At 65.5% G+C, this 25,834-nt stretch carries 18 protein-coding genes; 10 read left to right on the top strand and 8 right to left on the bottom strand.

Annotation, left to right across the window (positions count from 1 at the left end):
- Positions 1-47 precede the first annotated feature (47 nt).
- The gene (locus EJB06_RS20505) at positions 48-773 is read right to left on the bottom strand and encodes a sterol desaturase family protein (protein ID WP_126075882.1); all 726 of its coding nucleotides are present in this window, start codon (positions 771-773) and stop codon (positions 48-50) included.
- 384 nt (positions 774-1,157) lie between these two features.
- On the opposite strand from EJB06_RS20505, the gene EJB06_RS20500 reads away from it, so the two are divergent.
- Together EJB06_RS20500 and EJB06_RS20495 are read left to right on the top strand one after the other, a co-directional pair.
- Positions 1,158-3,206, top strand: a complete 2,049-nt coding sequence (locus tag EJB06_RS20500) for a S8 family serine peptidase (RefSeq protein WP_164557976.1) — start codon at positions 1,158-1,160, stop codon at positions 3,204-3,206.
- A gap of 309 nt (positions 3,207-3,515) precedes the next feature.
- Positions 3,516-4,154 carry a glutathione S-transferase family protein gene (locus tag EJB06_RS20495; protein WP_126075880.1) on the top strand — a complete coding sequence of 213 codons (639 nt, stop codon included), beginning with the start codon at positions 3,516-3,518 and terminating at the stop codon, positions 4,152-4,154.
- Positions 4,155-4,170: 16 nt separating this feature from the next.
- Here the strand turns inward: EJB06_RS20495 and EJB06_RS20490 are convergent, their stop codons facing one another.
- Both EJB06_RS20490 and cspE read right to left on the bottom strand, forming a co-directional pair.
- Positions 4,171-4,662, bottom strand: coding sequence for a GNAT family N-acetyltransferase (locus EJB06_RS20490; protein ID WP_126075879.1), 492 nt, complete (start codon positions 4,660-4,662; stop codon positions 4,171-4,173).
- A gap of 63 nt (positions 4,663-4,725) precedes the next feature.
- Positions 4,726-4,929 (bottom strand): transcription antiterminator/RNA stability regulator CspE, encoded by a 204-nt coding sequence (cspE, locus tag EJB06_RS20485; protein WP_010395943.1) that lies wholly within the window; start codon positions 4,927-4,929, stop codon positions 4,726-4,728.
- Between the two features lie 320 nt (positions 4,930-5,249).
- Between cspE and clpS the strand changes: the two genes are divergently transcribed.
- On the top strand, positions 5,250-5,552 hold the full coding sequence (gene clpS, locus EJB06_RS20480; RefSeq protein ID WP_099881541.1) for an ATP-dependent Clp protease adapter ClpS: 303 nt from the start codon (positions 5,250-5,252) through the stop codon (positions 5,550-5,552).
- Positions 5,549-7,849 (top strand): ATP-dependent Clp protease ATP-binding subunit ClpA, encoded by a 2,301-nt coding sequence (clpA, locus tag EJB06_RS20475; RefSeq protein WP_126075878.1) that lies wholly within the window; start codon positions 5,549-5,551, stop codon positions 7,847-7,849. The genes clpS and clpA overlap by 4 nt, the downstream gene beginning before the upstream one ends.
- Here clpA and EJB06_RS20470 read toward each other — a convergent pair.
- Entirely contained in the window at positions 7,779-8,519 is a 741-nt protein-coding gene (locus EJB06_RS20470; RefSeq protein ID WP_126075877.1) for a hypothetical protein, read from the bottom strand. The two genes, clpA and EJB06_RS20470, sit on opposite strands and share 71 nt — an antisense overlap.
- Before the next feature lie 359 nt (positions 8,520-8,878).
- Between EJB06_RS20470 and EJB06_RS20465 the strand changes: the two genes are divergently transcribed.
- Positions 8,879-10,468: a phage tail sheath family protein gene (locus EJB06_RS20465; protein ID WP_126075876.1), complete on the top strand. Its 1,590-nt coding sequence runs from the start codon at positions 8,879-8,881 to the stop codon at positions 10,466-10,468.
- Positions 10,469-10,494: 26 nt separating this feature from the next.
- On the opposite strand, the gene EJB06_RS20460 is transcribed toward EJB06_RS20465, so the two are convergent.
- From EJB06_RS20460 to prpR, 3 genes are all read right to left on the bottom strand, one after another.
- Positions 10,495-11,697 (bottom strand): trans-sulfuration enzyme family protein, encoded by a 1,203-nt coding sequence (locus EJB06_RS20460; RefSeq protein WP_370660143.1) that lies wholly within the window; start codon positions 11,695-11,697, stop codon positions 10,495-10,497.
- Between the two features lie 44 nt (positions 11,698-11,741).
- Complete coding sequence (locus EJB06_RS20455; RefSeq protein WP_126075875.1) at positions 11,742-13,118, bottom strand: pyridoxal-phosphate dependent enzyme; 1,377 nt, start codon at positions 13,116-13,118, stop codon at positions 11,742-11,744.
- A 161-nt stretch (positions 13,119-13,279) separates the two neighbouring features.
- Positions 13,280-14,884, bottom strand: coding sequence for a propionate catabolism operon regulatory protein PrpR (prpR, locus tag EJB06_RS20450; RefSeq protein ID WP_126075874.1), 1,605 nt, complete (start codon positions 14,882-14,884; stop codon positions 13,280-13,282).
- A gap of 197 nt (positions 14,885-15,081) precedes the next feature.
- Between prpR and prpB the strand changes: the two genes are divergently transcribed.
- From prpB to EJB06_RS20425, 5 genes are all read left to right on the top strand, one after another.
- Positions 15,082-15,966: a methylisocitrate lyase gene (gene prpB / locus EJB06_RS20445; protein WP_126075873.1), complete on the top strand. Its 885-nt coding sequence runs from the start codon at positions 15,082-15,084 to the stop codon at positions 15,964-15,966.
- Between the two features lie 36 nt (positions 15,967-16,002).
- Complete coding sequence (gene prpC / locus EJB06_RS20440) at positions 16,003-17,169, top strand: bifunctional 2-methylcitrate synthase/citrate synthase (protein WP_126075872.1); 1,167 nt, start codon at positions 16,003-16,005, stop codon at positions 17,167-17,169.
- A gap of 17 nt (positions 17,170-17,186) precedes the next feature.
- Entirely contained in the window at positions 17,187-19,784 is a 2,598-nt protein-coding gene (acnD, locus tag EJB06_RS20435; protein WP_126075871.1) for a Fe/S-dependent 2-methylisocitrate dehydratase AcnD, read from the top strand.
- Positions 19,784-20,974 (top strand): 2-methylaconitate cis-trans isomerase PrpF, encoded by a 1,191-nt coding sequence (gene prpF / locus EJB06_RS20430; protein WP_126076001.1) that lies wholly within the window; start codon positions 19,784-19,786, stop codon positions 20,972-20,974. The genes acnD and prpF overlap by 1 nt, the downstream gene beginning before the upstream one ends.
- Positions 20,975-21,152: 178 nt before the next feature.
- A complete protein-coding gene (locus tag EJB06_RS20425) occupies positions 21,153-24,773 on the top strand; it encodes a sensor domain-containing protein (RefSeq protein WP_126075870.1) in 3,621 nt (1,206 codons plus the stop codon).
- A 249-nt stretch (positions 24,774-25,022) separates the two neighbouring features.
- Here EJB06_RS20425 and xth read toward each other — a convergent pair whose 3' ends face one another.
- On the bottom strand, positions 25,023-25,793 hold the full coding sequence (gene xth / locus EJB06_RS20420) for an exodeoxyribonuclease III (protein ID WP_126075869.1): 771 nt from the start codon (positions 25,791-25,793) through the stop codon (positions 25,023-25,025).
- Between the last annotated feature and the right edge of the window lie 41 nt (positions 25,794-25,834).

Raw genomic sequence — 25,834 nt, 5'->3', positions numbered from 1 at the left:
TGTCCCATCCCTTTCCCTAAGCCGATGCATTGCATCGAGCGCGTGCGCTAGGGCACGTCCCGGTGCACATCGCGGTACATCAGCATATCGACCAGGCGCTCTTCCTTGTCCGCATCGAAGCCGCAGGTCGCCTCGAACCGCTTCGGATTCTCGTAGGTTCCGAACAGCATGTCCCACCACACGATATCGCCGTAGTTGTTCTTGTGCCGTCCGTATTGATGGTGAATCCGGTGCATTTCCGGGCGCTGGAAGAGATAGCCGATCCAGCGCGGCGTGCGCACGCTGGTGTGATAGAAGAACTCGCCCAGCGCCGTGCACAGCGTGTAATACGCACCGGCCTCCGGCGACAGTCCCAGCAAGGTGTACACCAGCAGGCTGCCGATGATCGAATTGACCAGCATTTCCCCCGGATGCTTGTAAAACGAGGTGATCACCTCGATCCGGCGCGGACTGTGGTGAATCTGGTGAAAATGCAGCCACAGCCAGTCGACCTCATGGCGCCAGCGGTGCCACCAGTAAAACACGAAGGTGGCAATGAAGTAGGCCAGCATGCCGCCCGCGACCGGATTGAGGTAATGCGACAGCCGGAAGACGGATTGCGCCGACAGCCAGCGCTCCCAGCTGATCCCGGCCAGCACCACGATCGCCAGTTGGGCCGCATTGATCAACAGCACCCGCAGCGGCCAGGTGCGGATCTTGGGCAATTTCCAGCCCGGAATGACGCGTTCAAGAACGAAGCACGCCGCGAACACGGCGAAGATGGTGGGTAGCATGACAGTCTCCATGGCAGGTCGGGAACGCAGTCTGGCACGCCGGCAAACGATGTGAAGTTGGCATGCGCTCGGTACTGCGACGCGGTGCCGCCGGTAGCGCGCGACGATCCTGCACGCTCGCGCACGTCTGCGCGAAACGCTCACCGTGGCGCGTGTCCTCCCCGGTTTCCTGGCGCCGGCATGCATGCCGCATCGGCGCGCCTACCCCTTCGGCATGGGCGCGCCATCCTTGCCTTCAGAGCGATAATAAATTTCATAAATATTAAGAATGCCTGAAATGCAATTGCGTTACACTGGCCCCGCTGTTGATTTTTATGCAACGCATTCTGCATATTCACATCCGTGGATGGGCTAATCAAGACAAGGAAAAACATGACAAGAGCAATGGGTAAACGTGTTCATGCATTGGCGGTAAGCGGTCTGTTCGGCGCGGCGGCACTGGGGGCCATGGCTGGCGCCCAGGCCCAGGCCGGCACGGCCGGGGCCAGCCTGGCACAGCCGGCGGCGAACGTGCTCGCGGCGTCCGTACCGGCGCGTATCACCAACGAGGCCGGCAGCGTCCACTACATCGTCACTTTCGCCGACGCCGCCGCGCAGCGTTACTCTGCCAAGGCGGTCAGCGACCCGCGCTTCGGCGCCGATCATGATGGCAGGGTGATGCGCCTGCTGCACGAGGTCGAAGCCGCGCACCGGATCGCCGCCACGCACGCGTACAGCCACACCCTGCAAGGTTTTGCCGCGTATCTCACGGTGCAGCAGGTCGAGGCGTTGCGGCGCGATCCGCGCATCAAGGCGGTGGCGGCCAACGTGCCCATCGAATCGAGCGCCAGCGCTGTCTGGAGCGATGTGGCGGTCGGCGCCAGCACCCTGCCTTGGGGCGTGCAGGCGGTCGGCGGCAGTTCCACCAGCAACGGCGGCGCCACGGTCTACGTCGTCGACAGCGGCATCGGCAACCATCCCGATGTCGCCGTCAGCGCGCGCTGGAATGCACCGGGCGCCTGCGCGATCGGCACCTATCCGCATTCGACCTTTGTGGCGGGCATCATTGCGGCCCGCAACGATACGGTCGGCGTCACCGGCGTCAACGCCGGCGTCAAGCTGGTCTCGCTTGCCTATGGCGATAACCAGTGCGCGGCGCAAAGCAAGACGCTCGCCAATGCCATCGCGGCGCTGGACGAGGCCAAGCGCCGCATCCGCATCGGCGGACGCGTGGCCGTGGTCAATTTGTCGAGCAACTTCGAGATGCCGACCGCGACCACGCCCGGGACGCCGCTGGCGCCAGCCTTCATGCAAAGCGTGCGTTCCCTGATCAAGCCCGATCCGGCCACCGGCTATCCGGGGGCGTTTTTCGTGCAGTCGGCCGGCAACAAGTACAAGGACGCCTGCCAGTGGAGCTTCAACGACCGCCTGCCGTCCGACGGCGCGATGGTGGTCGGTGCGATCGACAATAACGGCCAGCCGGTGCAGCCCTTGAACGGCGAGGGCGGCTTCAATGCGGGCGACCCCAGGTTCGGCCCGGAGCCAGGCTCGAATTTCGGCCCCTGCGTCGACGCGTGGGCGCCGGGCAAGCGGATCGTATCGACCTGGATGAACGGTACCGCCCCGACCTATATCAGTAGTTCCGGTACTTCGTGGGCGGCGCCGCACGTGGCGGCCCTGGCCGCGCGCCTGATCGAAACCACGCCTACCTTGCGCACCCCGGCCGAGGTGGAAAACGCCGTCCGCGCGCGCCTGGTCAGCGGCGGCGCCCTCACGCAGGGACAGCCGCTGCGCAGCGCCAGCCTGACCGGCGCTGCCTATAGCGCGCGTCCGACGGTCGAGTTCAAGATCGGCTCGCTGCCTTCCGGCCCGACCCCGCCCGTCTTCGGCGATGCCCCCACGCCGGCGCTGGTCGGCAGCGGCAAGTTCTTCCTGCGCTACGATGCGATCGGCGCGCAGAGCTGCGACGTGCGCAGTTATGTGGATGGCAACCTGGTGGAGCAGAAGCTGGGACAGGCGCCCGTGTTTACCTGGGGCGAGCTGACGCGCGGTGTCGGCCTGCACCGCTGGGACGTCGACTGCCGCGCGGCGAACGGCGCGACCAATAGCGCCAGCGCCTCGGCCCGCGTGGTCAAGGCCGCGCCGGCGCCAGTCGTGGTGTTCAGCATCGATGGCGTGCCTACGGTAAAAGGCGTGCGCCGCTTCATTCCGACCACCCAGGCATTCACCCTGTCCTACGCTGCGGCAGGCGCGAGCAGCTGCAATGTGCTTGCCTACCGCACTGCGCCGGACGGCTGGCTCGGCCCATGGTTTGAAAGTCCCAACCAGCCGGCAGCGTACAGCTGGACCGGGCTCAGGCTCACAGTGGCGACGCATCGCTGGAGGGTCGAGTGCAAGACCAGCAATCCAAGCTATCCGATCATCAGCGCCGAGCAGGAGATCGATGGCTACTGAGGCCATCGGCCGCACGGCATAGCGCATCATCGGCCCGATCCATCCACTGTTGCTCGGTTTCCCGGCCAGTGGGTGGTGCGATCAAGGGGGCAGTCAGCGCTATCGATACCTCACGCAGCAGAACGCGGCGCCGGTGGAGCAGCTAGCCGCCGCCGCGTTGCTGGAAGTACAGGCACACGGCCTGGCGCGGATCGTCGCGGCGTTGAGGGCACGATGCGCGCGACACGTGTAGCTGGCTGGCGCATGGCATTGCTGGAAAAGTCTATGATGGTGAATTGTAAAATTCACCATTTAACGGAGACGCCCGCCATGCTGACCATCAGTGCCTTCCAATACGTTCCTCCCTTCGCCCAGGGCGTCGTGCGCGATCTGCGCGTGCGCTGGGCGCTCGAAGAAGCCGGCCTGCTGTACGACGTGCGCCTGATCGGCCCGCCCGACCAGCGTTCACCCGACTACCTCGCCCTGCAACCGTTCGGCCAGGTCCCGATGCTGCAGGATGGCGACTTCACGATGTTCGAATCGGGCGCGATCGTGCTGCATATCGCACAGCGCAGCGGCGCCCTGTTTCCCAGGGAAGAAGCGGGCAGGGCGCGCGCCACCAGCTGGATCTTCGCGGCCTTGAATACGCTCGAGGTGCCGATCCAGCAGCTGGCCGCGATCGACTTCTTTTACGCCGAAGAGGAGTGGGCCAAACAGCGCCGTCCGGGCGCGGTGGAAGACGTGCACGTTCGCCTGCGCCAGTTGTCCGCCTGGCTGGGCGAGCGCGACTATCTGGACGGCGCCTTCAGCGCGGGCGACCTGATGATGACCACGGTGCTGCGCATCCTGCGCCACACCACCATGGTGGAAGCGTATCCGAATCTCAAGGCTTACCAGCAGCGCTGCGAGGCGCGTCCGGCCTTCCAGAAAGCCCTGCGCGACCAGATGGCCGCCTTCGAACGCGGCTAGGGTGACCCAAGCTGAGCTAAGCCGGCTTGCGCAGCACCCACTGCAGCAGCTCCTCGCCGTCGGCGTCGCGCACGCGGGCGCCGGCTTCGAAGCCGAGCTTGCCGACCACGCGCAAGGAGGCGATATTGTCCGGCGCAATCTGCGCCAGCACGCGCTCCACCGCGCCGCTGGCAAAAGCGATGCGCGCCAGTTCGCGCACGGCGTCGGTGGCGATGCCCTGTCCGTGCCAGCCGGAGGCGACGCCATAGCCGATCTCCACCTGGCCGTCCTGCGGTTCGTCCTTGAATCCGCAGGCGCCGACCACCATCTGGTCGCTCACGCGCAGCATGACGAAGGTGGCGCACCAGCCGGGGCTTTTGCCGGCCTCGAGGTGCGCCAGCGCGCGCTGCGCGACAAAGGCGGGGGGCAGGGCGCCGGGGGCGGCATGGCCGACGTAATGGCGCGGCGTGCGCGCGGCGGCAAGCGTGCGCAGGTCGGCCAGGCCGAGAAGCTGTAAGATGATGGTCATGGGGAACAAAGCGGGGATAAAAAAACCCCGCTCGGAAGCGGGGTTTTTTACATCGGTGATTGCTTAAGCAGCCTGGATGTTGGAAGCTTGCTTGCCTTTAGGGCCTTGCGTGACTTCGAATTGAACTTTTTGACCTTCTTTGAGGGTCTTGAAACCGTTCATGTTGATTGCGGAGAAGTGCGCGAACAGATCTTCGCCGCCGTCATCTGGAGTGATGAAGCCAAAACCTTTGGAATCATTGAACCACTTAACTGTACCTGTTGCCATAAAAGAACTTTCAAAATTATAACCAATCACACGAGCCATAAAAGCAAGAAGCTTCTGCCCCCTCCTCAGCCTGCTCACTTCTTATCAACAAGTACATAAGTACAAGTCGATAACCGCATTGTTGGTTGAAAAAATATTCAAGTCAAGCGCTTTTGCATGGGAATTGCCAAATTCCTCACACTCTGCGAAAAAGCAACTCTTGATTTACCGAATTAGGTCGCCATCTGCGCATGGATCGGAAAACGCGTAAGATGGAAAACAAATGTAAATGCCCTGATATTTACCCATAGCATCATCGTCGAAAGCATTAGAATAAGCGTATGGCCACTAAGCAAGATACCGAACAACTGCTGGAGCGGCAGACGGTCAAGCCGCCGCCGCTGTACCAGGTAGCACTACTGAACGATGACTACACGCCCATGGAGTTCGTGGTCGCGGTCATCCAGGAATACTTCAACAAAGACCGGGAGACGGCCACGCAGATCATGCTGTCCGTCCATCGTCATGGCAAGGGAGTGTGTGGCGTGTTTTCCAAAGATATAGCGTGTACCAAAGTGGAGTTTGTATTAACGCATGCGCGCAAGGCGGGGCACCCCCTGCAGTGCGTGATGGAGGAAGTATGATTGCGCAGGAATTGGAAGTCTCTTTACACATGGCCTTTGTCGAAGCTCGGCAAGCACGGCATGAATTCATCACCGTTGAGCATTTGCTGCTGGCGCTTCTGGACAACCCATCGGCCGCCGAAGTCCTGCGCGCCTGTGCCGTCAACATTGAAGACCTGCGCAAGACGCTGACCAATTTCATCGGCGACAACACCCCGACCGTGCCCGGCACGGGCGAGGTCGACACGCAGCCGACGCTTGGTTTCCAGCGCGTGATCCAGCGTGCCATCATGCACGTTCAATCCGCCTCGAACGGCAAGAAGGAAGTCACCGGCGCCAACGTGCTGGTGGCGATCTTCGGCGAAAAAGACTCGCACGCGGTCTACTACCTGCACCAGCAGGGCGTGACCCGCCTCGACGTGGTCAACTTCATTTCGCATGGCGTGCGCAAGGACCAGCAGGTCGACTCGCAAAAAACCTCCGAAGGCGTGGAAGAAGCGCAAGTCGAAGGCCAGGCCAAGGAAAGCCCGCTCGACCAGTTCACGCAGAACCTGAACAAGGCCGCCGCCGAAGGCAAGATCGATCCGCTGATCGGACGCGAAGAAGAAGTCGACCGCGTGATCCAGATCCTGTGCCGCCGCCGCAAGAACAATCCGCTGCTCGTCGGTGAAGCCGGGGTCGGCAAGACCGCGATCGCCGAGGGCCTGGCCTGGCGCATCACGCAGGAAGAAGTGCCCGAAATCCTGCAGAATGCCATCGTGTATTCGCTCGACATGGGCGCGCTGCTGGCCGGCACCAAGTACCGCGGCGACTTCGAGCAGCGCCTCAAGGCGGTGCTCAAGCAGCTCAAGGAAACCCCGCACGGCATCCTGTTCATCGACGAGATCCACACGATCATCGGCGCCGGTTCGGCGTCCGGCGGCACCCTGGACGCGTCCAACCTGCTGAAGCCGGCGCTCGCCAACGGCCAGCTCAAGTGCATCGGCGCGACCACGTACACGGAATTCCGCGGCGTGTTCGAAAAAGACCATGCCCTGTCGCGGCGCTTCCAGAAGGTCGACGTCAACGAGCCGACCGTCGAGCAGACCGTGCAGATCTTGCGCGGCCTCAAATCGCGCTTCGAAGAGCACCACGGCGTGAAGTACTCGTCGTCGGCGCTGTCGACCGCGGCCGAGCTGGCGGCGCGCTTCATCAACGACCGCCACCTGCCCGACAAGGCGATCGACGTCATCGACGAAGCCGGCGCCGCGCAGCGCATCCTGCCGAAATCGAAGCAGAAAAAGACCATCGGCAAGGCCGAGATCGAGGACATCATCGCCAAGATCGCGCGCATCCCGCCGCAGACCGTCAACCAGGACGACCGCAGCAAGCTGCAGACCATCGACCGCGACCTGCGCAACGTCGTGTTCGGCCAGGAGCCTGCCATCGATGCGCTGTCCTCGGCGATCAAGATGGCGCGCGCCGGTTTGGGCAAGACCGACAAACCGATCGGCTCCTTCCTGTTCTCCGGTCCGACCGGGGTCGGCAAGACCGAGGTGGCCAAGCAACTGGCCTTCATCCTCGGCATCGAGCTGATTCGCTTCGACATGTCGGAATACATGGAACGCCACGCCGTCAGCCGCCTGATCGGCGCGCCGCCGGGCTACGTCGGCTTCGACCAGGGTGGTTTGCTGACCGAAGCCATCACCAAGAAGCCGCACGCGGTGCTGCTGCTCGACGAGATCGAAAAAGCGCATCCGGATATCTTCAACATCCTGCTGCAGGTGATGGACCATGGCACCCTGACCGATAACAACGGGCGCAAGGCGGACTTCCGCAACGTGATCATCATCATGACGACCAATGCCGGCGCCGAAAGCCTGACCAAGCGCTCGATGGGCTTTACCGACTCCAAGGCGGCGGGCGACGAGATGGCCGACATCAAGCGTATGTTTACGCCCGAGTTCCGCAACCGGATCGACGCCACCATCAGCTTCCGTGCGCTGGACGAAGAAATCATCCTGCGCGTGGTCGACAAATTCCTCATGCAGCTGGAAGAACAGCTGCACGAGAAGAAAGTCGAAGCCATCTTCACCGAGAAACTGCGCAAGTTCCTCGCGAAGAAAGGATTCGATCCGCAGATGGGAGCACGGCCGATGTCGCGCCTGATCCAGGACATGATCCGCAAGGCGCTGGCCGACGAACTGCTGTTCGGCCGCCTGGTCAGCGGTGGCCGGGTCACGGTCGACATGGACGACAAGGATACGGTCACGCTGGAATTCCCCGAATCCGACGCGGCGCCCCCACCGGCGGCACCGGAAACGGTCGAAATCGAATAAGCAACAGCCAACAAAAAAGCCCGCACACGATGCGGGCTTTTTTTATCCCCGGTCCCGCTGTCGAGTCCGTGTCCACTCCGGTGCCAGGCACCGGCTGGACATTTTTTATCCCCCGCCCCACTGTCGCGTCCGTGTCCACTCCGGTGACAGGCACCGGCTGGACAAAGTCCCGCTGTCGCGTCCGTGTCCACTCCGGTGACAGGCACCGGCTGGACAGGCACCGGCTGGACACAGTCCCGCTGTCGAGTCCGTGTCCACTTCGGTGACAGGCACCGGCTGGACAAAGTCCCGCTGTCGCGTCCGTGTCCACTCCGGTGACAGGCACCGGCTGGACACCGGCTGGACGCGCACTCAGCGCCGCTGGCGCCGCTGGCGCCGCTGGCGCCGGCACCGCTGCGCGCGCCAGCAGCGGTTCTTTGACCACTGTCACAAACAATCCCCCCGCACCGAAATAGACCTCCTGCAGGCGCGCGGCGATCTGGCGCAGGTCGTCGTTGCCGCTCGCATTGGCCAGTTCCAGCACATGGCGGCAATAGCCCGGATCGACGCGCATGTAGTCGATATCGGTCACGCGGCCTTGCCCGCGCCGCAGTATCACGTGCAGGCGCGACATTAAGGCAAACGCCTGGTTTTCCAGGTGGGCGATGCTGATTTGTTCGGCGGTCGTCATCAATCGAATCCTTTATGGTACGTGCGCGGCCATGCATTTGCCGGATAAGCAAGTTCCCAGCAGTTTGCATGCCAGCTTATACACGCAAACACCGTGCGCTTTATCCGAATTGCATTGCCCGCGCACCAATGTGGCGCAGCGCCGTTCGCTTTTGGCGCTAATCCCGCACCGCGCTGTCAAGTGATTCCCGCCAGGCGTTGTTTTCCTCCAGCGTTGTCAAGCCCACGGCGCAAGACTATTGCCGAGTCCGCCTGCTTCATTGAGCAATGTCAAGGATATCGTTTTCAAACAGCATCTAATAGCTATATCGGCGCAGTTCGCCGCAGCCGTAAAAAAACGAGACCGAAACAGGAGATACCATGCATGCCGCAATGAGCTACGCCAGCACCGTGACCGAGCACCTTCCCGCCTCCGTGTACCCGATCGCCGGCGTGGACACCTCGATCACCGCGTTCGTCGGCCGCGCCTTGCGCGGGCCGGTGGACGAACCGGTCAGCATCGCCAGCTTCACCCAGTTCGAACGCCTGTTCGGCGGCCTGTGGGAACACAGCGCGCTGGGATACGCGGTGCGCGATTTCTTCCTCAACGGCGGCAGCAAGGCCGTCATCGTGCGTCTGTACCGCGCGCCGGACCCGATCGACGGCGTGGTGCGCAGCCATGCCATCGTGCGCGCCGGCGCGTTGACCTTGCAGGCGCGCGACCCCGGCACCTGGGGCAATGCGCTGCAGGTGCGCGTCGACCATGAACTGCTCACGGGCGACCCGGACAGCTTCAACCTGTCGGTGCGCGACAGCGCCACCGGCCATGTCGAGGTATTCCGCAATGTCTCGCTCGGCGCCGGCCATCCGCGCCGGGTCGACCTGGTCTTGCGCAGCATCTCGCGCCTGGTCACGATGAGCGGCAAGCTGCCCGCCGGGCGCCCCGACAGCCATCCGCGCGCGCCGCAACAGGGCGACGCCTGGGAGTGCGGCGCCGCCAGCAATTCGGGCGTGATGGATGCCGACCGCGCCGTCGAGGAACTGCCGCTCACGCTGGCGGACTTCATCGGCAAGGGTAACCTGGCGCGCAAGTCCGGCCTGTATGCGCTCGACCGCGCCGACCTGTTCAACCTCCTGTGCATTCCTCCCTATCTGGACAACGGCGGCGACCTGCTCGACGCGGGCGTTCACAGCGCCTTGCTGGCCGAAGCGGGCGCTTACTGCGAACTGCGGCGCGCCATGCTGCTGGTCGATCCGCCGCCGGAGTGGGACAGTGTCGACAATGCCGTCGAAGGCGTGGCCGCCCTCGGCACCAGCAGCCGGAATGCGGCGCTGTTCTTCCCGCGCCTGCGCCAGCCGGTCGACCAGCGCGGCGGCCGGCCGACGCGCCTGGCGCCGTGCGGCGCGGTGGCGGGCATCATCGCCCGCACCGACCAGCAGCGCGGCGTCTGGAAGGCGCCGGTCGGCATGGATGCGACCCTGATCGGCGTGCCGGAACTGAGCGTGCCGGTGTCCGACAGCGAGAACGGCATGCTCAACCCCCTCGGCATCAACTGCCTGCGCAGCATGGCGTCGGCGGGCCGCATCGTGTGGGGCGCGCGCACGCTGCATGGCGACGACCCCGATGGCGCCCAGGGCAAGTGCATTCCGGTGCGGCGCACCGCGCTGTACATCGAAGAGAGCCTGGTGCGCGGCACGCGCTGGGTGATGTGCGAGCCGAACGACGACCAGCTATGGGCGCAGATCCGCCAGAGCATCCACGCCTTCATGGTCGGCCTGTTCCGCCAGGGCGCCTTCCAGGGCAAGACGCCGCACGACGCGTTTTTCGTGCGCTGCGGTCCGGAGACGACCACGCAGGACGATATCGATCACGGGGTGGTCAACATCACGGTCGGTTTCGCGCCGCTCAAGGCCGGCCAGTTCGTGCTGGTGCACGTGCAGCAGGCGGCCGGCCAGGTGCGCAGCCACTGACGCCTGGCCGCGCGAGCGCTGCGGGCCTAGATGGCGGCCAGCGCGGCGCGCAGGTCGTCGCGCAGGTCTTCCACGTGCTCCACGCCGACCGACAGGCGAATCAGCCCGTCGCTGATGCCGAGCAGCGCGCGCTGCGCCGGCGGAATGGTCGCATGCGTCATCAGGGCAGGGTGCTCGATCAGGCTTTCGACGCCGCCCAGGCTCTCGGCCAGGGTGAACACCTCGCAGCGTTCCAGGAAGCGGCGCGCGCCCGCCAGGTCGGTATCGAGCTGGATCGAGATGATGCCGCCGAAGCCGTTCATCTGGCGCCTGGCCAGCGCGTGCTGCGGATGCGAGGCCAGTCCCGGATAGAAAACGCGGCCGACCTTCGGCTCTTTTTCCAGCCACGCGGCCAGGTCCAGCGCGCTGGCGCAGTGGCGTTCCAGCCGCAGCGCCAGGGTCTTGATGCCGCGCAGGACCAGGAAGCTGTCGAACGGTCCCTGGATCGCGCCCACCGAATTCTGCAAAAAGCCCAGCTGCTCGGCCCATGCCGCCTGCTGCTCGCCGGCGCCGACCACGGCGATGCCGCCGATGACGTCCGAGTGGCCGTTCATGTACTTGGTGGTCGAGTGGACCACGATGTCGATCCCCAGCTCCAGCGGACGCTGGACGATCGGGCTGGCGAAGGTGTTGTCGCACACCGAGATGATGCCGCGCTCGCGGCAGATGTCGCCGATGGCTTTCAAGTCGGCCAGCTTGAGCATCGGGTTGGTCGGCGTTTCGACCCACACCATGCGCGTTTCCGGACGAATCGCCGCCAGCAGTGCAGCCGGATCGGTCAGGTCGACGTAGCTGAAGTCGTGGCCCGCGCTGCGCCGGCGCACGCGCTCGAACAGGCGGTAGGTGCCGCCGTACATATCGTCGCCGGCGATGATGTGCGAGCCGGCGTCGGCCAGTTCCAGCACGGTCGAAATGGCGGCCAGCCCCGAGGCGAAGGCGAACGCCTGCGCGCCGCCTTCGAGGTCGGCCACGCAGCGCTCCAGCGCCCAGCGCGTCGGGTTGTGCGAGCGCCCGTAATCGAGCCCCTTGTGCACCCCGGGGCTCTCCTGCACATAGGTGGAGGTGGCGTAGATCGGCGGCATGACAGCGCCGGTGGACGGATCGGGCGACTGGCCGCCGTGGATCACACGCGTGGAAAGGTGTTTCTTGATCTTGGAGCCGGACAGGGGGTCGGTCACGGAAGTAGTCACGGAGGTAGTCACGGAAGTAGTCACGGAGGTAGTCACGGAGGTAGTCACGATAAGGTCCTGCGCAAGTGGTTGAGAAGGTCGAAGCGGGTAATCAGGCCGTAAAAATGGTCGTCCTCGCTGATGACGGCGGTCAGGCCGCGGTCGAGTATATCGCGCAGTTCGGTCATCCCGGCGGACGGGCGCAGGGTTTGCAGTTCCGACGTCATGGTCGTGCCGACAAGGTCGCGAAAGCGCGTGGCGTCGCCCGTCACGCGCAACAGCAGGTCCGATTCGTCCAGGATGCCGGCCAGGCGACCGTTGTCGATCACCGGCAGCTGCGCCAGGTCGGCGCTGCGCATGCGGTTGAATGCGGTGAGCAGGGTGTCGGACGGCGCCACCGTGACCACGTCGCCGTCGTCGAAACGGCGTCCGATCAGGTCGCGCAGGTCGCCCAGGGCCGGCCGCCGGAGCAGGCCCTGGTCGACCATCCAGCCGTCGCTGTACACCTTGGTCAGGTAGCGGGTGCCGGTGTCGCACACGAAGGTGACCACGTTTTTCGGCGTGCTCTGTTCGCGGCAGTAGCGCAGCGCGGCGGCCAGCAGGGTGCCGCTCGACGAGCCGGCCAGCACGCCTTCTTCGCGCAGCAGCATGCGCGCGCTGCCGAAACTGTCTTCGTCGCTGACGGTGTAGGCGCGCTTCACGCGCGACAGGTCGGCAATGGCGGGAATGAAGTCTTCGCCGATGCCTTCGACCGCCCACGCGCCGGCGTCGGCGCGCAGCACGCCGGTGTTGATGTAGTCGGCCAGGATCGAGCCCTCGGGATCGGCCAGCACGAATTCGAGCTTCGGCTGCACGGTTTCGAAGTAGCGCGACAGGCCGCTCAGGGTGCCCGACGAGCCGACGCCGACCACGATGGCGTCCAGATCGTGGCCGCTCTGCTCCCACAGTTCCGGGCCGGTGGTGGTCTGGTGCGCCAGCGGATTGGCCGGGTTGTTGAACTGGTCGGCGAACCACGAACCGGGAATCTCGCGCGCCAGGCGCGCCGCGACATCCTGGTAGTACTCCGGATGACCCTTGCCGACATCGGAGCGGGTCAGGTGGATTTCGGCGCCCAGGGCCTTGAGGTGGAGGATTTTTTCGATCGCCATCTTGTCGGGCACGACCAGCACCACGCGGTAGCCTTTCAGGCGCGCGACCAGGGCCAGGCCGAGGCCCGTATTGCCGGCGGTGGCTTCGACCACCACGCCGCCGGGCTTGAGGCTGCCGTCGGCTTCGGCCGCTTCGATCATGGCGCGGCCGATGCGGTCCTTGATGGAGCCGCCGGGATTTTGCGATTCGAGCTTGAGGAACAGGCGGCACGGGCCGGTGTCGATGCGGGTCACTTCGATCAGCGGGGTGTTGCCGATCAGGGAAAACAGGGCAGGCTGCGGTGCGGATGACATGAGAACCTCCGAAAGCCGGGTGCCGGCCGCCTGGTGGGCGGCCGGTCCGGCGGAAAAAGGGCGGATCATAGGCTTGCGCTTACGGCAATGGAACGAATAATTCTATGCTTCGATATATGAATTCCGATCCGGTTTGCGCAAGTGCCGCGCATTGCGCGCCTTCAGGTCGACGCCGATTTCAGCTTGCGCCACAGGGTGGTGCGGCTGATGCCCAGGTATGCGGCCGCCTCGTCGCGCCGGCCGCCGAAGCGCGCCAGCACCTCTTCCACGGTGTCGGGCTGCGGCGCCTGTACCGACGGCGGCTGCGCATCGCGCCCCAGTTCCGGCGCGACCGACAGCACGAAGGCCGGCGTCAGGGCCTGCAATGGCTCGGCCGCCAGGAACAGCGCGACCCGCTCCATCAGGTTGCGCAGCTCGCGCACATTGCCCGGCCAGCCATAGCGCTCCAGCAGCGGCGCGCAGCCCGCCATTTCCGCATGCAGGTTCGGATGCGGCCTGGCTCCCAGCGCCGCCAGCGCATTCTTGAGCGACCACTCGGCCAGTGCCGCCACGTCGCCCGCGCGCGCGCACAGCGGCGGCAAGGACAGGCGCAGCACCGCCAGCCGGTAAAACAGATCGGCCCGAAAGCGCCCCTCGCGCACCCGCTGCTCCAGGTCGCAGTGGGTGGCGCTGATCACGCGCACGTTGATCGCAATCGGCCGCGTGCCGCCGACCCGCACCACCTCGCGCTCTTCCAGCACGCGCAACAGGCGCGTCTGCAGCGCCAGCGGCATTTCGCCGATCTCGTCGAGGAACAGGGTGCCCCGGTTGGCCGCTTCGAACAGGCCCGCGTGGCCGCCGCGCCGTGCGCCGGTAAACGCCCCTTCCTCGTACCCGAACAGTTCCGATTCCAGCAGCGACTCGGCCACTGCGCCGCAATTGACGGCCACGAACGGCCGGTTCGCACCCAGGCTGCGCGGGCTTTCGCGGTGTATCGCCTGCGCCACCAGTTCCTTGCCGGTGCCGGTTTCGCCTTCGATCAGCACCGTGGCGGGCGAGCGCGCATACAGCACCACCGCCTGGCGCAAGGTCTCCATGGCGGCGGACTCGCCGCGCAGGTCGTTCAGGCCGTGGCGGGTGCGCATGGTGTCGGCCACCACCGGGCGCCGCCCGCTGTTCGATTCGAGCTGGGTCAGGCGCGCCAGTTCCAGCGCATCGTCGAAGGCCTGGCGGATCGACGCGGCCGAATACACGAACACCCCCGTCAATCCCGCTTCCTCGGCCAGGTCGGTGATCAGGCCCGCGCCGACGATGGCCTCGATGCCGGCCGCCTTGAGGTCGTTGATCTGCGCGCGCGCGTCTTCTTCCGTCACGTAGGTGCGCTGCGCGATGCGAAAGCCGAAGGTGCTGGCGAATTCGGCCAGTTCGGGCAGTTGCTGCTGGTAGGTGATCACGCCGATGCGCTCGGCCACGCGGCGCGCGCGCGCCAGCGCCTGCATCACATCGAAGCCGCTGGCCTTGGCGATCACCACCGGCACCGACACGCGGCCCTTGAGGTAGGCCGCGTTCGAGCCGGCCGCGATCACGACGTCGCAGCGTTCCGTGGCCATGCGCTCGCGGATATGCCGGGCGGCTTCGTCGAAGCCCAGGTTGACCGGCTCGATCGACGCCAGATGGTCGTATTCGAGCGTGATATCGCGGAACAGGTCCGACAGGCGCGAGACGGACACGGTCCAGATGACCGGCTTGTCGTTGCCGTCCGGGGCGGTGCGGGAAGAATAGGGCATGTTTCAATTTTACCGCAGTTGCGTTTCAGGCGTTTCAAATTGAAACAATATGCAACGCGCGCAGAGCGGCACAGCCTGTTTCAAATCTGCGCAAACCATTGAATATAAAGACCTTTCGACAAACTGCCAGGCAGTGGCACGGCGCTTGCAATGCAGCCGGCATGGCATTCCAACGCATCACCCGAGGAGAAAACGCAATGAGAGAATCACGAGGCGCGATGTTCCGCCGCGCAGTCCAGGAAGAGTCGCCCTTGCAGGTTGTCGGCACCATCACCGCCTACACCGCGCGCATGGCCGAACAGACCGGCTACAGGGCCGTGTACCTGTCCGGCGGCGGCGTGGCCGCCAACTCGCTCGGCATGCCGGACCTCGGCATCAGCACCATGGACGACGTGATCACCGATGCCCAGCGCATCACCGACACCTGCGGCCTGCCGCTGATGGTCGACATCGACACCGGCTGGGGCGGCGCCTTCAACATCGCGCGCACGATCCGCCACATGATCCGCGCCGACGTGGCAGCGGTGCACATGGAAGACCAGGTCTCGGCCAAGCGCTGCGGCCACCGTCCGGGCAAGGAAATCGTCAGCAAGGAAGAAATGGTCGACCGCATCAAGGCCGCCGTCGACGCCCGCCATGACGAGAGCTTCGTCATCATGGCGCGCACCGATTCGCTGGCCGTCGAAGGCCTGAACGCCGCCATCGACCGCGCCTGCGCGTACGTGGAAGCGGGCGCCGACATGATCTTCCCGGAAGCGATCACCAAGCTGGAGATGTACAGCCAGGTGCGCGACGCGGTCAAGGTGCCGATCCTGGCCAACCTGACCGAATTCGGCGCCACGCCGCTGTTCACGCTCGACGAACTGCGCTCGGCCAAGGTCGATATCGCCCTGTACTGCTGCGGCGCCTACCGCGCCATGAACGCGGCCGCCCTGAACTTCTACAAGACGCTGCGCGCCGAAGGCACCCAGAAAAACGTCGTCCCGACCATGCAGAGCCGCATGGAGCTGTACGACTACCTCGGCTACCACGAGTACGAGCAAAAGCTCGACTCGCTGTTCGCCCAGGGTAAAGAAAAGTAATCACACCAATTTTGCAAGAAGAATCGCGGAGCTCACATGACTGACACCACCACCCCGGCCGACGCCGTCCCATTCAAGCCGAAAAAATCGGTCGCCCTGTCCGGCGTCACCGCCGGTAACACCGCACTGTGCTCGGTCGGCAAAACCGGCAACGACCTGCACTACCGCGGCTACGACATCCTGGACGTGGCCGACAGCTGCGAGTTCGAAGAAATCGCCTACCTGCTGGTGCACGGCAAACTGCCGAACGATGGCGAACTGCGCGGCTACAAGGCGCACCTGAAATCGATGCGCGGGCTGCCGCAGGCGGTCAAGAACGCGCTCGAGGCGCTGCCGGCATCGAGCCACCCGATGGACGTGATGCGCACCGGCGTATCGACCCTGGGCTGCGTGCTGCCCGAAAAGGACGACCACAATGTGCCAGGCGCGCGCGCCATCGCCGACCGCCTGATGGCCTCCTTCGGCTCGATGCTGCTGTACTGGTACCACTTCAGCCACAACGGCCGCCGCATCGACACGGAAACCGACGACGACTCCATCGGCGGCCACTTCCTGCACCTGCTGCACGGCTTCAAGCCGCCGCAGGCATGGGTCAAGGCGATGCACACCTCGCTGATCCTGTACGCGGAACACGAATTCAACGCGTCCACCTTTACCGCGCGCGTCATCGCCGGCACCGGCTCCGACATCCACTCGGCCATTACCGGCGCGATCGGCGCGCTGCGCGGACCGAAGCACGGCGGCGCCAACGAAGTCGCGCTGGATATCCAGAAGCGCTACGAAAACCCGGACGAAGCCGAAGCCGACATCCGCAACCGCGTCGCCAACAAGGAAGTCGTGATCGGCTTCGGCCATCCGGTCTACACCGTGTCCGACCCGCGCAACAAGGTGATCAAGGAAGTGGCGCGTTCGCTGTCCGAAGGCGCCGGCTCGACCAAGATGTTCGACATCGCCGAGCGCCTGGAAAGCGTCATGTGGGAAGTCAAGAAGATGTTCCCGAACCTGGACTGGTTCTCCGCCGTGTCGTACCACATGATGGGCGTGCCGACCGCGATGTTCACGCCGCTGTTCGTGATCTCGCGCACCTCCGGCTGGGCCGCGCACGTGATCGAACAGCGCATCGACAACAAGATCATCCGCCCGAGCGCCAACTACGTCGGCCCGGACGACCTGAGCTTCGTGCCGCTGGCCGAGCGCAAGTAAACAAGCAAGGGACCGACATGAACACGAATCACCGCAAGAACCTGCCCGGCACCGCGCTCGATTACTTCGACGCGCGCGCCGCGGTCGACGCCATCGCGCCCGGGGCCTACGACAGGCTGCCGTACACCTCGCGCGTGCTGGCCGAGAACCTGGTGCGCCGCTGCGACCCGGCGACGCTCGATGCGTCGCTGGGCCAGCTGATCGAGCGCAAGCGCGACCTCGACTTCCCGTGGTTTCCGGCGCGCGTGGTCTGCCACGACATCCTGGGCCAGACCGCGCTGGTCGACCTGGCCGGCCTGCGCGACGCCATTGCCCTGCAGGGCGGCGACCCGGCCCTGGTCAACCCGGTGGTGCCGACCCAGCTCGTGGTCGACCATTCGCTGGCAGTCGAATGCGGTGGTTTCGATCCCGATGCCTTCGACAAGAACCGCGCCATCGAGGATCGCCGCAATGAAGACCGTTTCGACTTCATCAACTGGACCAAGAAGGCGTTCAAGAACGTCGACGTGATCCCGCCGGGGAACGGCATCCTGCACCAGATCAATCTGGAGCGCATGTCGCCGGTGGTCCAGGTGCAGGGCGGCGTGGCCTTTCCGGACACCCTGGTCGGCACCGACTCGCACACGCCGATGGTCGATGCGCTCGGCGTGATCGCCATCGGCGTGGGCGGCCTGGAAGCGGAAAGCGTGATGCTGGGCCGCGCTTCGTGGATGCGCCTGCCGGACATCATCGGCGTGGAACTGAGCGGCAAGCCGCAGCCGGGCATCACCGCCACCGACACCGTGCTGGCGCTGACCGAATTCCTGCGCCAGCAGAAGGTGGTCTCGTCCTACCTCGAGTTCTACGGTGAAGGCGCGGCCCACCTGACCCTGGGCGACCGCGCCACGATCTCCAACATGGCGCCGGAATACGGCTCGACCGCGGCGATGTTCTACATCGACGAGCAAACCATCGCTTACCTCAAGCTCACCGGCCGCGACGACGAACTGGTCAAACTGGTCGAGCAGTATGCGAAGCACACCGGCCTGTGGGGCGACACGCTCAACAACGCCGAGTACGAGCGCGTGCTGCGCTTCGACCTGTCGACGGTGGTGCGCACCATCGCCGGCCCGTCCAATCCGCACAACCGCGTGCCGACCTCGGAGCTGGCCTCGCGCGGCATCAGCGGCGTGGTCGAGAACGAGCCGGGCCTGATGCCCGACGGCGCCGTCATCATCGCGGCCATTACCAGCTGCACCAACACCAACAACCCGCGCAACATGATCGCCGCCGGCCTGCTGGCGCGTAACGCCAACAGGCTGGGACTGACGCGCAAGCCATGGGTCAAGAGCTCGCTGGCGCCGGGCTCCAAGGCCGTCACCCTGTACCTGGACGACGCCGGCCTGATGCCGGAACTCGAAAAACTGGGTTTTGGCGTCGTCGCCTACGCCTGCACCACCTGCAACGGCATGTCCGGCGCGCTCGATCCGGCGATCCAGCAGGAAGTGGTGGCGCGCGACCTGTACGCCACCGCCGTCCTGTCGGGTAACCGCAACTTCGACGGCCGCATCCACCCGTACGCGAAACAGGCCTTCCTGGCCTCGCCGCCGCTGGTGGTGGCCTACGCCATCGCCGGCACGATCCGCTTCGACATCGAAAAGGACGTGCTGGGCATCGGCGCCGACGGCCAGCCGGTCACGCTCAAGGATATCTGGCCGAGCGACGAGGAGATCGACGCCCTGGTCGCCTCGAGCGTCAAGCCGGCGCACTTCCACAAGGTCTACATCCCCATGTTCGCCAGGCAGGAAGACGACGGCGTCAAGGTCAGTCCGCTGTACGACTGGCGTCCGAATACCACCTACATCCGCCGTCCGCCGTACTGGGAAGGCGCGCTGGCCGGTGCGCGCACCCTGGCCGGCATGCGTCCGCTCGCGGTCCTGGGCGACAACATCACCACCGACCACCTGTCGCCGTCGAACGCGATCATGCTCGATTCGGCCGCCGGCGAATACCTGGCCAAAATGGGCCTGCCGGAAGAGGACTTCAATTCCTACGCCACCCACCGCGGCGACCACCTGACCGCGCAGCGCGCCACCTTCGCCAACCCGACCCTGAAAAACGAGATGGTCATTGTCGACGGCAAGGTCAAGGCAGGCTCGCTGGCGCGCATCGAACCGGAAGGCACTGTCACGCGCATGTGGGAAGCGATCCAGACCTACATGGAGCGCAAGCAGCCCTTGATCATCATCGCCGGCGCCGACTACGGCCAGGGTTCCTCGCGCGACTGGGCCGCCAAGGGCGTGCGCCTGGCCGGCGTGGAAGCGATCGTGGCCGAAGGCTTCGAGCGCATCCACCGCACCAACCTGGTGGGCATGGGCGTGCTGCCGCTGGAGTTCCTGCCTGGCGAGAACCGCATCACCTTGGCGATCGACGGCAGCGAAACCTTCGACGTGCTGGGCGAGCGCACCCCGCGCGCCACGCTCACCCTGGTGATCACGCACGTCAATGGCGAGGTGGTCGAGGTGCCGGTGATCTGCCGCCTCGACACCGCCGAAGAAGTGGCGATCTACGAGGCCGGCGGCGTGCTGCAGCGCTTCGCCCAGGACTTCCTCGAATCCACCGCGAAGGCTGCATGATGGCGCACGTACCGCAAATCCGCATTCCCGCCACGTATATGCGCGGCGGCACCAGCAAGGGCGTGTTCTTCCGCCTGCAAGACCTGCCCGAGGCCGCGCAGGTGGCCGGCGCCGCGCGCGACGCGCTGCTGCTGCGCGTGATCGGCAGCCCCGACCCCTACGGCAAGCAGATCGACGGCATGGGCGGCGCCACCTCGAGCACCAGCAAGACGGTGATCCTGTCCAAGAGCGCAAAGCCCGGGCATGACGTCGACTACCTGTTCGGCCAGGTCGCCATCGACAAGGCTTTCGTCGACTGGAGCGGCAACTGCGGCAACCTGTCGGCCGCCGTCGGCGCGTTCGCCATCGGCGCCGGGCTGGTCGACCCGGCCCGCATTGCGCAGGACGGCGTGGCGGTGGTGCGCATCTGGCAGGCCAACATCGGCAAGACCATCATCGCGCACGTGCCGGTCAGCGGCGGCGCGGTGCAGGAAACGGGCGACTTCGAACTCGATGGGGTGACCTTTCCGGCCGCCGAAGTGCAGCTCGAATTCATGCATCCGGCGGCGGAGGAAGAGGGCGCCGGCGGCGCCATGTTCCCGACCGGGCAGGTGGTCGACAACCTCGAGGTGCCGGGCCTGGGCACGCTCAAGGCCACCATGATCAACGCCGGCATCCCGACCATCTTCGTCAACGCCGAGGCGATCGGCTACAGCGGCACCGAGCTGCAGGACGCGATCAACGGAGACCCCAAGGCGCTGGCCATGTTCGAAGCGATCCGCGCGCACGGCGCGGTGCGCATGGGCCTCATCAAGCACGTCGACGAAGCGGCCGCGCGCCAGCACACGCCCAAGGTGGCCTTCGTGGCCCCGCCCAGGGACTACGTGTCGTCGAGCGGCAAGGCGGTGGCCGCGGGCGATATCGACCTGCTGGTGCGCGCCATGTCGATGGGGAAGCTGCACCACGCGATGATGGGCACCGCCGCCGTCGCCATCGGCACCGCCGCCGCCATTCCCGGCACCCTGGTCAGCCTGGCGGCCGGCGGGGGAGGGCGTAACGCGGTGCGCTTCGGCCATCCGTCCGGCACCCTGCGCGTGGGGGCCGAGGCGACCCAGGCCGGCGGCGACTGGAGCGTCGCCAAGGCCATCATGAGCCGCAGCGCGCGCGTGTTGATGGAAGGGTGGGTCAGGGTGCCCGGCGACGCCTTCTAGGGGCCTCTGCGGCCCTGCAGCCGCGTTCCGATACAACGCCCACCCCGCCCGGGCGTGGTGGGCGTTTCCGTTTTTTGGGTTTTCCCCGCTTTTCCGGCAAATTCGTCCCAATTGTGGTTTATGATCGAGTTCACCGTTGCCCATCGCAGAGGCGGCGGACCAACGCCGTCGTGGGGACATGGATCGCTTATCAACCAAGCCAGATTTCGTCGCTGAAGCGCTCCAGTTAATCGGGTCGCCCGCCTGCGCCTGCGACGCCGACGGCATCGTCCATGCCGCCAACGCGGCCCTGTGCGGCCTGCTCGGCGCCGCCCCGATCGGGGATCCCCTGCTCGACCTGTTCGCGCCGGAAGCGCGCCACGACGCCTTCCTGCGCATCAATGACGGCAACGGCGCCGACCAGCTGTGGGAGAGCGCGCTGCATGCGCACGGCCGGCCGGTCGCGGTCCAGGTGCTGGCCAAGTCGCTGCCCGGCGGCGGCGCCACCTTCGTCTTTACCGACCTGCGGCGCTTCGAGCGCGACCAGGCTTCCCTGCGCCGGACGGTGATGGAGCAGAAAGCCATCCTCGAAAACGCGGCGGTCGGCATCATCCTCAGCAAGAACCGCGTCATCCACGAATGCAATATCCGCGCCGCCGAGATTTTCGGCTACGGCGCCGAAGAACTGGTCGGCGCGGCCACGGTCACCGTCTTTCCCAGCCCGCGCAGCTACGAGCAGATGAGCAGCGAGGCGGGCCCGCGGCTGGCCGCCGGCGGTTCGTACGCCGGCGAACTGCGGCTGCGCCGCAAGGACGGCGTGCTGCTCTGGTGCCGCCTGTACGGGCGCGCGGTCGACACGCGCGACGCCTCGCACGGCACCATCTGGATCATCGAAGACATCGACGACCTGCACCAGAACGAAACGCGCCTGCGCCGCGCCCTGCTCGAAATGCAGGCCATCATGGACAACGCCCCGCTGGGCATCGCCTTCCAGCGCGACAACCGCATCCTGCGCTACAACCAGCAGTTCGGCCGCTGCTTCGGCTTTACCGGCGAGACGGCGCAGGGCCACGCGGCGGCCGAGCTGTTTGCCTCGGGCGCCGCCTACGAGGCCCTGCAGCGCGAAGCGCAGCCGCTGCTGCGCGCCGGGCGGGCCTACCAGGCCGACATCGAGATGCTGCGCCAGGACGGCAGCGTGTTCTGGGCGCACGCCTACATCTATGCCATCAACGCCGGGCGCGGCAAGCAGGACACGATCTGGATCGTGGACGACCGCAGTGCGCAAAAGGCGGCCGAGGAAGCGACCCGCCAGCTGCTGCTGGAGCAGAAGGCGATTCTCGACAACGCCTCGGTCGGCATCCTGTTCAGCCGCAACGGGATCATGTTGTCCTGTAACCCGCGCATGGCCGAGATGTTCGGCTACACGCGCGAAGAGATGACCGGGCGGCCGGCGGTGGAGGTCTTTCCTTCGCCCGAGGCCTACGCGGACTTCGGGCGCGACGCCACGCCGCTGCTCGGCAACGGCCTGCCGTTCGAAGTTCCCGAATACCAGTTCCGCCAGCGCGACGGCACCCTGTTCTGGTGCCGCGTGCGGGCCCAGACGGTGGACGCCGAACGGCGCGACCAGGGCACCATCTGGATCCTGGAAGACGTGACCGAAGCGCGCCAGACGCTGGTGGAGGTGCAGGCCATCATGACCAACGCCTCGGTCAGCATCCTGTTCACCAAGAACCGCATCATCACGCGCTACAACCGCGGCTTCGCCGACATGTTCGGCTACCAGGGCAACGAGGGCCTGGGGCTGCCGGGGCGCGCGCTGTACCCGAGCGACGAGGTCTACGCCGCCATCGGCGCCGCCGCCGGCCCGCTGCTCTCGGTCGGCAAGCCGTTCCATACCGAAGTCGGCATGGCGCGCAAGGATGGCAGCGTGCTGTGGGCGCAACTGATCGCCTACGTCGTCAATCCGGCCGACCCGGCGCAGGGCACGATCTGGATCATCGAAGACCGCACCGACGCCAAGCGCGCCGAAGAATCGCTGCGCAACGCGCTGCTGGAAAACCAGGCCATTCTCGACAGCGCGGTGCTCGGCATCGCGGTGGTCGAACACGGCATGAACCTGCGCTGCAACGCCAAGATGGAAGAACTGTTCGGCTACGGGCCGGGCGAAGTGGCGGGGCTGTCGGTGCGGGCGCTGTATCCCGACCGTGCCAGCTGGGACCTGGCGCGCGCCGAGACCTCGCGCGACTTCCACGCCGGGCGCGTGCACATGGCCGAATACCGGCTGGTGCGCAAGGACGGCAGCAGCTTCTGGGCGCGCCTGTCGGGGCGTCCGTTCGACCTGGCGCATGCCACCGGACGCTCGGTGTGGCTGGTCGACGACGTGACCGCGCGGCGCGAAGCCGGCGAAGCGGTGCGGCGCGCGCGCGACGAGCTGGAGGTGCGGGTGCTCGAGCGCACCGCCGAACTGGCCGGCGCCAATGCCCTGCTGCAGGGCGAGATCGTGGAGCGGCGCCAGGCCGAAGCGCGGGTCAAGCACATGGCCTATCACGACAGCCTGACCGGCCTGCCCAACCGCGCCTTGCTGTCGGACCGGCTGGACCACGCCATGCTGGGCGCGAAGCGCTCCGCCAGCAAACTGGCCGTGATGTTCATCGACCTCGACCGCTTCAAGACCATCAACGACTCGCTCGGTCACCTGATGGGTGACCTGCTGCTCAAGGAAGTGGCCGGGCGCCTGTGCCATGCGGTGCGCGAGAGCGACACCGTGGCGCGCCTCGGCGGCGACGAATTCGTGGTCCTTGTGCCGGGCATCGCCAGCGCGGACGAAAGCAGCCAGGTGGCGCAAAAGATCATCGACGTGCTGGCGCTGCCGTTCCAGGTCGACGGGCGCCTGCTGCACATCACGCCATCGATCGGCATCTGCCTGTATCCGGACGACGGCACCGACGTCGCGACGCTGATGCGGCACGCCGACGCGGCCATGTACCACGCCAAGGCGAACGGGCGGAATAACTACCAGTACTTCACCGAGCGAATGAACCTGGCGGCGGCCCAGCACTTCGAGCTGGAAAGCGCGCTGCGCGGGGCACTGGCGCACGAAGAATTCGAACTGTTCTTCCAGCCGATCATCGACATCGGCACGCGCCGCGTGCACACCATGGAAGTGCTGCTGCGCTGGCGCCGTCCGGGGCACGGGCTGGTGCTGCCGGACCACTTCATTCCCATCATCGAAGAAAACGGCCTGATCGTGCCGATCGGCGAATGGGTGATGCGGCGCGCCTGCGAGCAAAGCATGGCGTGGCAGCGCGAGGGCATGACGGCGCTGCCGCTGGCGGTGAACCTGTCGCCGCGCCAGTTCATGCACCGGGGGCTGATCGAATCGATCCGGCGCGTGCTGGACGAAACCGGGATCGACCCGGCGCTGATCGAATTCGAGATCACCGAAACGGCGCTGATGCAGCATGGCGAGCAGACCATGGAAATCCTGGGGCAGATCAACGCGATGGGGATTCGTCTGTCGATCGACGATTTCGGCACCGGCTATTCGAGCCTGGCCTACCTGAAGCGCTTTCCGGTCAAGAAGATCAAGATCGACCGGGCCTTCATCAAGGACCTGGAGGAGAGCGCGGAAGACCGCGCGATCGTGGCGGCCATCATGGCGCTGTCGAACAGCCTGCAGCTGTCGGTGGTGGCGGAGGGGGTCGAAACCGAAGCCCAGTACGCGCTGCTGAGCGGCCATGGCTGCCAGTACGCGCAGGGCTACCTGTTCGCCCAACCGCGTCCCGCCGGCGAGGCTCGCAAGCACCTCTCCAGCAACTGATCCCCTCACCGCAATCAGCCCCTTCCTACAGCCGGAGTCAGACCTTTACTACAACCGGGGTCAGAGCTTTAAGTCGAAACATTTTCGATCTATCAACGCCAATCCTCGCCTGTCGGAAAGCCGTTTGGTGCGCACCGGGCATGCGGCAGGCGCCCGCCGCAGCAAGCTTGCCGGGCGGACCGTCGGACGGTCTTTTCGGCCAAAAAGTTGCAAGTTAAAGCTCTGACCCCGGTGTGGGGGCGGTGGGGGTCAGTCGAGGGTGGCGATGACGGGGGCGTGGTCGGACGGCTGCTCCCATTTGCGTGGAATGCGGTCGATCGCGCACGCCGTGCAGCGCTTCTTCAACGCGTCCGACAACAGGATGTGGTCGATCCGCAGGCCTTTGTTTTTCTGGTAGCCGAGCTGGCGGTAATCCCACCAGCTGAACGATTTGTCGGCCTGCTCGAACAGGCGGAACGCGTCGCTCAATCCCAGGTCCGCCAAGGCCGTCAGGGCCGCGCGCTCCAGGTCGGAGCACAGCACCTGGCCAGCCCACGCGACCGGGTCGTGCACGTCGCGGTCTTCAGGGGCGATGTTGTAGTCGCCCAGGATCGCCAGGCCGCCCTCCGCATGCACGCGCATCTCTGCCGCAAGCCATTCGCGCAAGGCGGACAGCCACGCCAGTTTATACGCGTATTTATCGGTGCCGACCGCCTGCCCATTGGGCACGTAGGCACTGATAAAACGCACCCCGCCGATGGTCGCCGCGAGTATCCGCTGCTGCTCGTCGGGAAACAAAGGATTGTTTCTCACGATGTCAGTTAATGGCAGTTTAGATAATATTGCAACGCCGTTATAGGTTTTCTGTCCGCTAAAGGCAACTTGATAGCCTGCAGAATTAATTTCAGAAACCGGGAACTTATCGTCGGTGAGTTTGGTCTCTTGTAGGCAAAGTACGTCGACGGGATTGGCTTCGAGCCATTGCAGCAGGTGAGCGAGTCGTACTTTGAGGGAATTTACATTCCAGGTTGCTATTTTCATAGGAGGGTTTCACGCACCATTGAGGCTAAAAACACGCAGTA

It is taken from the genome of Massilia atriviolacea (assembly GCF_003953935.1).
In the GTDB taxonomy this organism is placed as follows: Bacteria; Pseudomonadota; Gammaproteobacteria; order Burkholderiales; family Burkholderiaceae_D; genus Telluria_A; species Telluria_A atriviolacea.
This window is presented reverse-complemented; position numbering and strand designations above follow the sequence as displayed.

Bases quoted from the DNA above. Each gene is read 5' to 3' on its own strand.
- prpC (WP_126075872.1), top strand. From the start codon at position 16,003: ATGACTGACACCACCACCCCGGCCGACGCCGTCCCATTCAAGCCGAAA.
- EJB06_RS20465 (WP_126075876.1), top strand. From the start codon at position 8,879: ATGCATGCCGCAATGAGCTACGCCAGCACCGTGACCGAGCACCTTCCC.
- acnD (WP_126075871.1), top strand. From the start codon at position 17,187: ATGAACACGAATCACCGCAAGAACCTGCCCGGCACCGCGCTCGATTAC.
- EJB06_RS20470 (WP_126075877.1), bottom strand. From the start codon at position 8,519: ATGACGACCGCCGAACAAATCAGCATCGCCCACCTGGAAAACCAGGCG.
- xth (WP_126075869.1), bottom strand. From the start codon at position 25,793: ATGAAAATAGCAACCTGGAATGTAAATTCCCTCAAAGTACGACTCGCT.
- prpR (WP_126075874.1), bottom strand. From the start codon at position 14,884: ATGCCCTATTCTTCCCGCACCGCCCCGGACGGCAACGACAAGCCGGTC.
- EJB06_RS20455 (WP_126075875.1), bottom strand. From the start codon at position 13,118: ATGTCATCCGCACCGCAGCCTGCCCTGTTTTCCCTGATCGGCAACACC.
- prpF (WP_126076001.1), top strand. From the start codon at position 19,784: ATGGCGCACGTACCGCAAATCCGCATTCCCGCCACGTATATGCGCGGC.
- clpS (WP_099881541.1), top strand. From the start codon at position 5,250: ATGGCCACTAAGCAAGATACCGAACAACTGCTGGAGCGGCAGACGGTC.
- EJB06_RS20505 (WP_126075882.1), bottom strand. From the start codon at position 773: ATGCTACCCACCATCTTCGCCGTGTTCGCGGCGTGCTTCGTTCTTGAA.
- EJB06_RS20490 (WP_126075879.1), bottom strand. From the start codon at position 4,662: ATGACCATCATCTTACAGCTTCTCGGCCTGGCCGACCTGCGCACGCTT.
- clpA (WP_126075878.1), top strand. From the start codon at position 5,549: ATGATTGCGCAGGAATTGGAAGTCTCTTTACACATGGCCTTTGTCGAA.
- cspE (WP_010395943.1), bottom strand. From the start codon at position 4,929: ATGGCAACAGGTACAGTTAAGTGGTTCAATGATTCCAAAGGTTTTGGC.
- prpB (WP_126075873.1), top strand. From the start codon at position 15,082: ATGAGAGAATCACGAGGCGCGATGTTCCGCCGCGCAGTCCAGGAAGAG.
- EJB06_RS20495 (WP_126075880.1), top strand. From the start codon at position 3,516: ATGCTGACCATCAGTGCCTTCCAATACGTTCCTCCCTTCGCCCAGGGC.
- EJB06_RS20500 (WP_164557976.1), top strand. From the start codon at position 1,158: ATGGGTAAACGTGTTCATGCATTGGCGGTAAGCGGTCTGTTCGGCGCG.
- EJB06_RS20425 (WP_126075870.1), top strand. From the start codon at position 21,153: ATGGATCGCTTATCAACCAAGCCAGATTTCGTCGCTGAAGCGCTCCAG.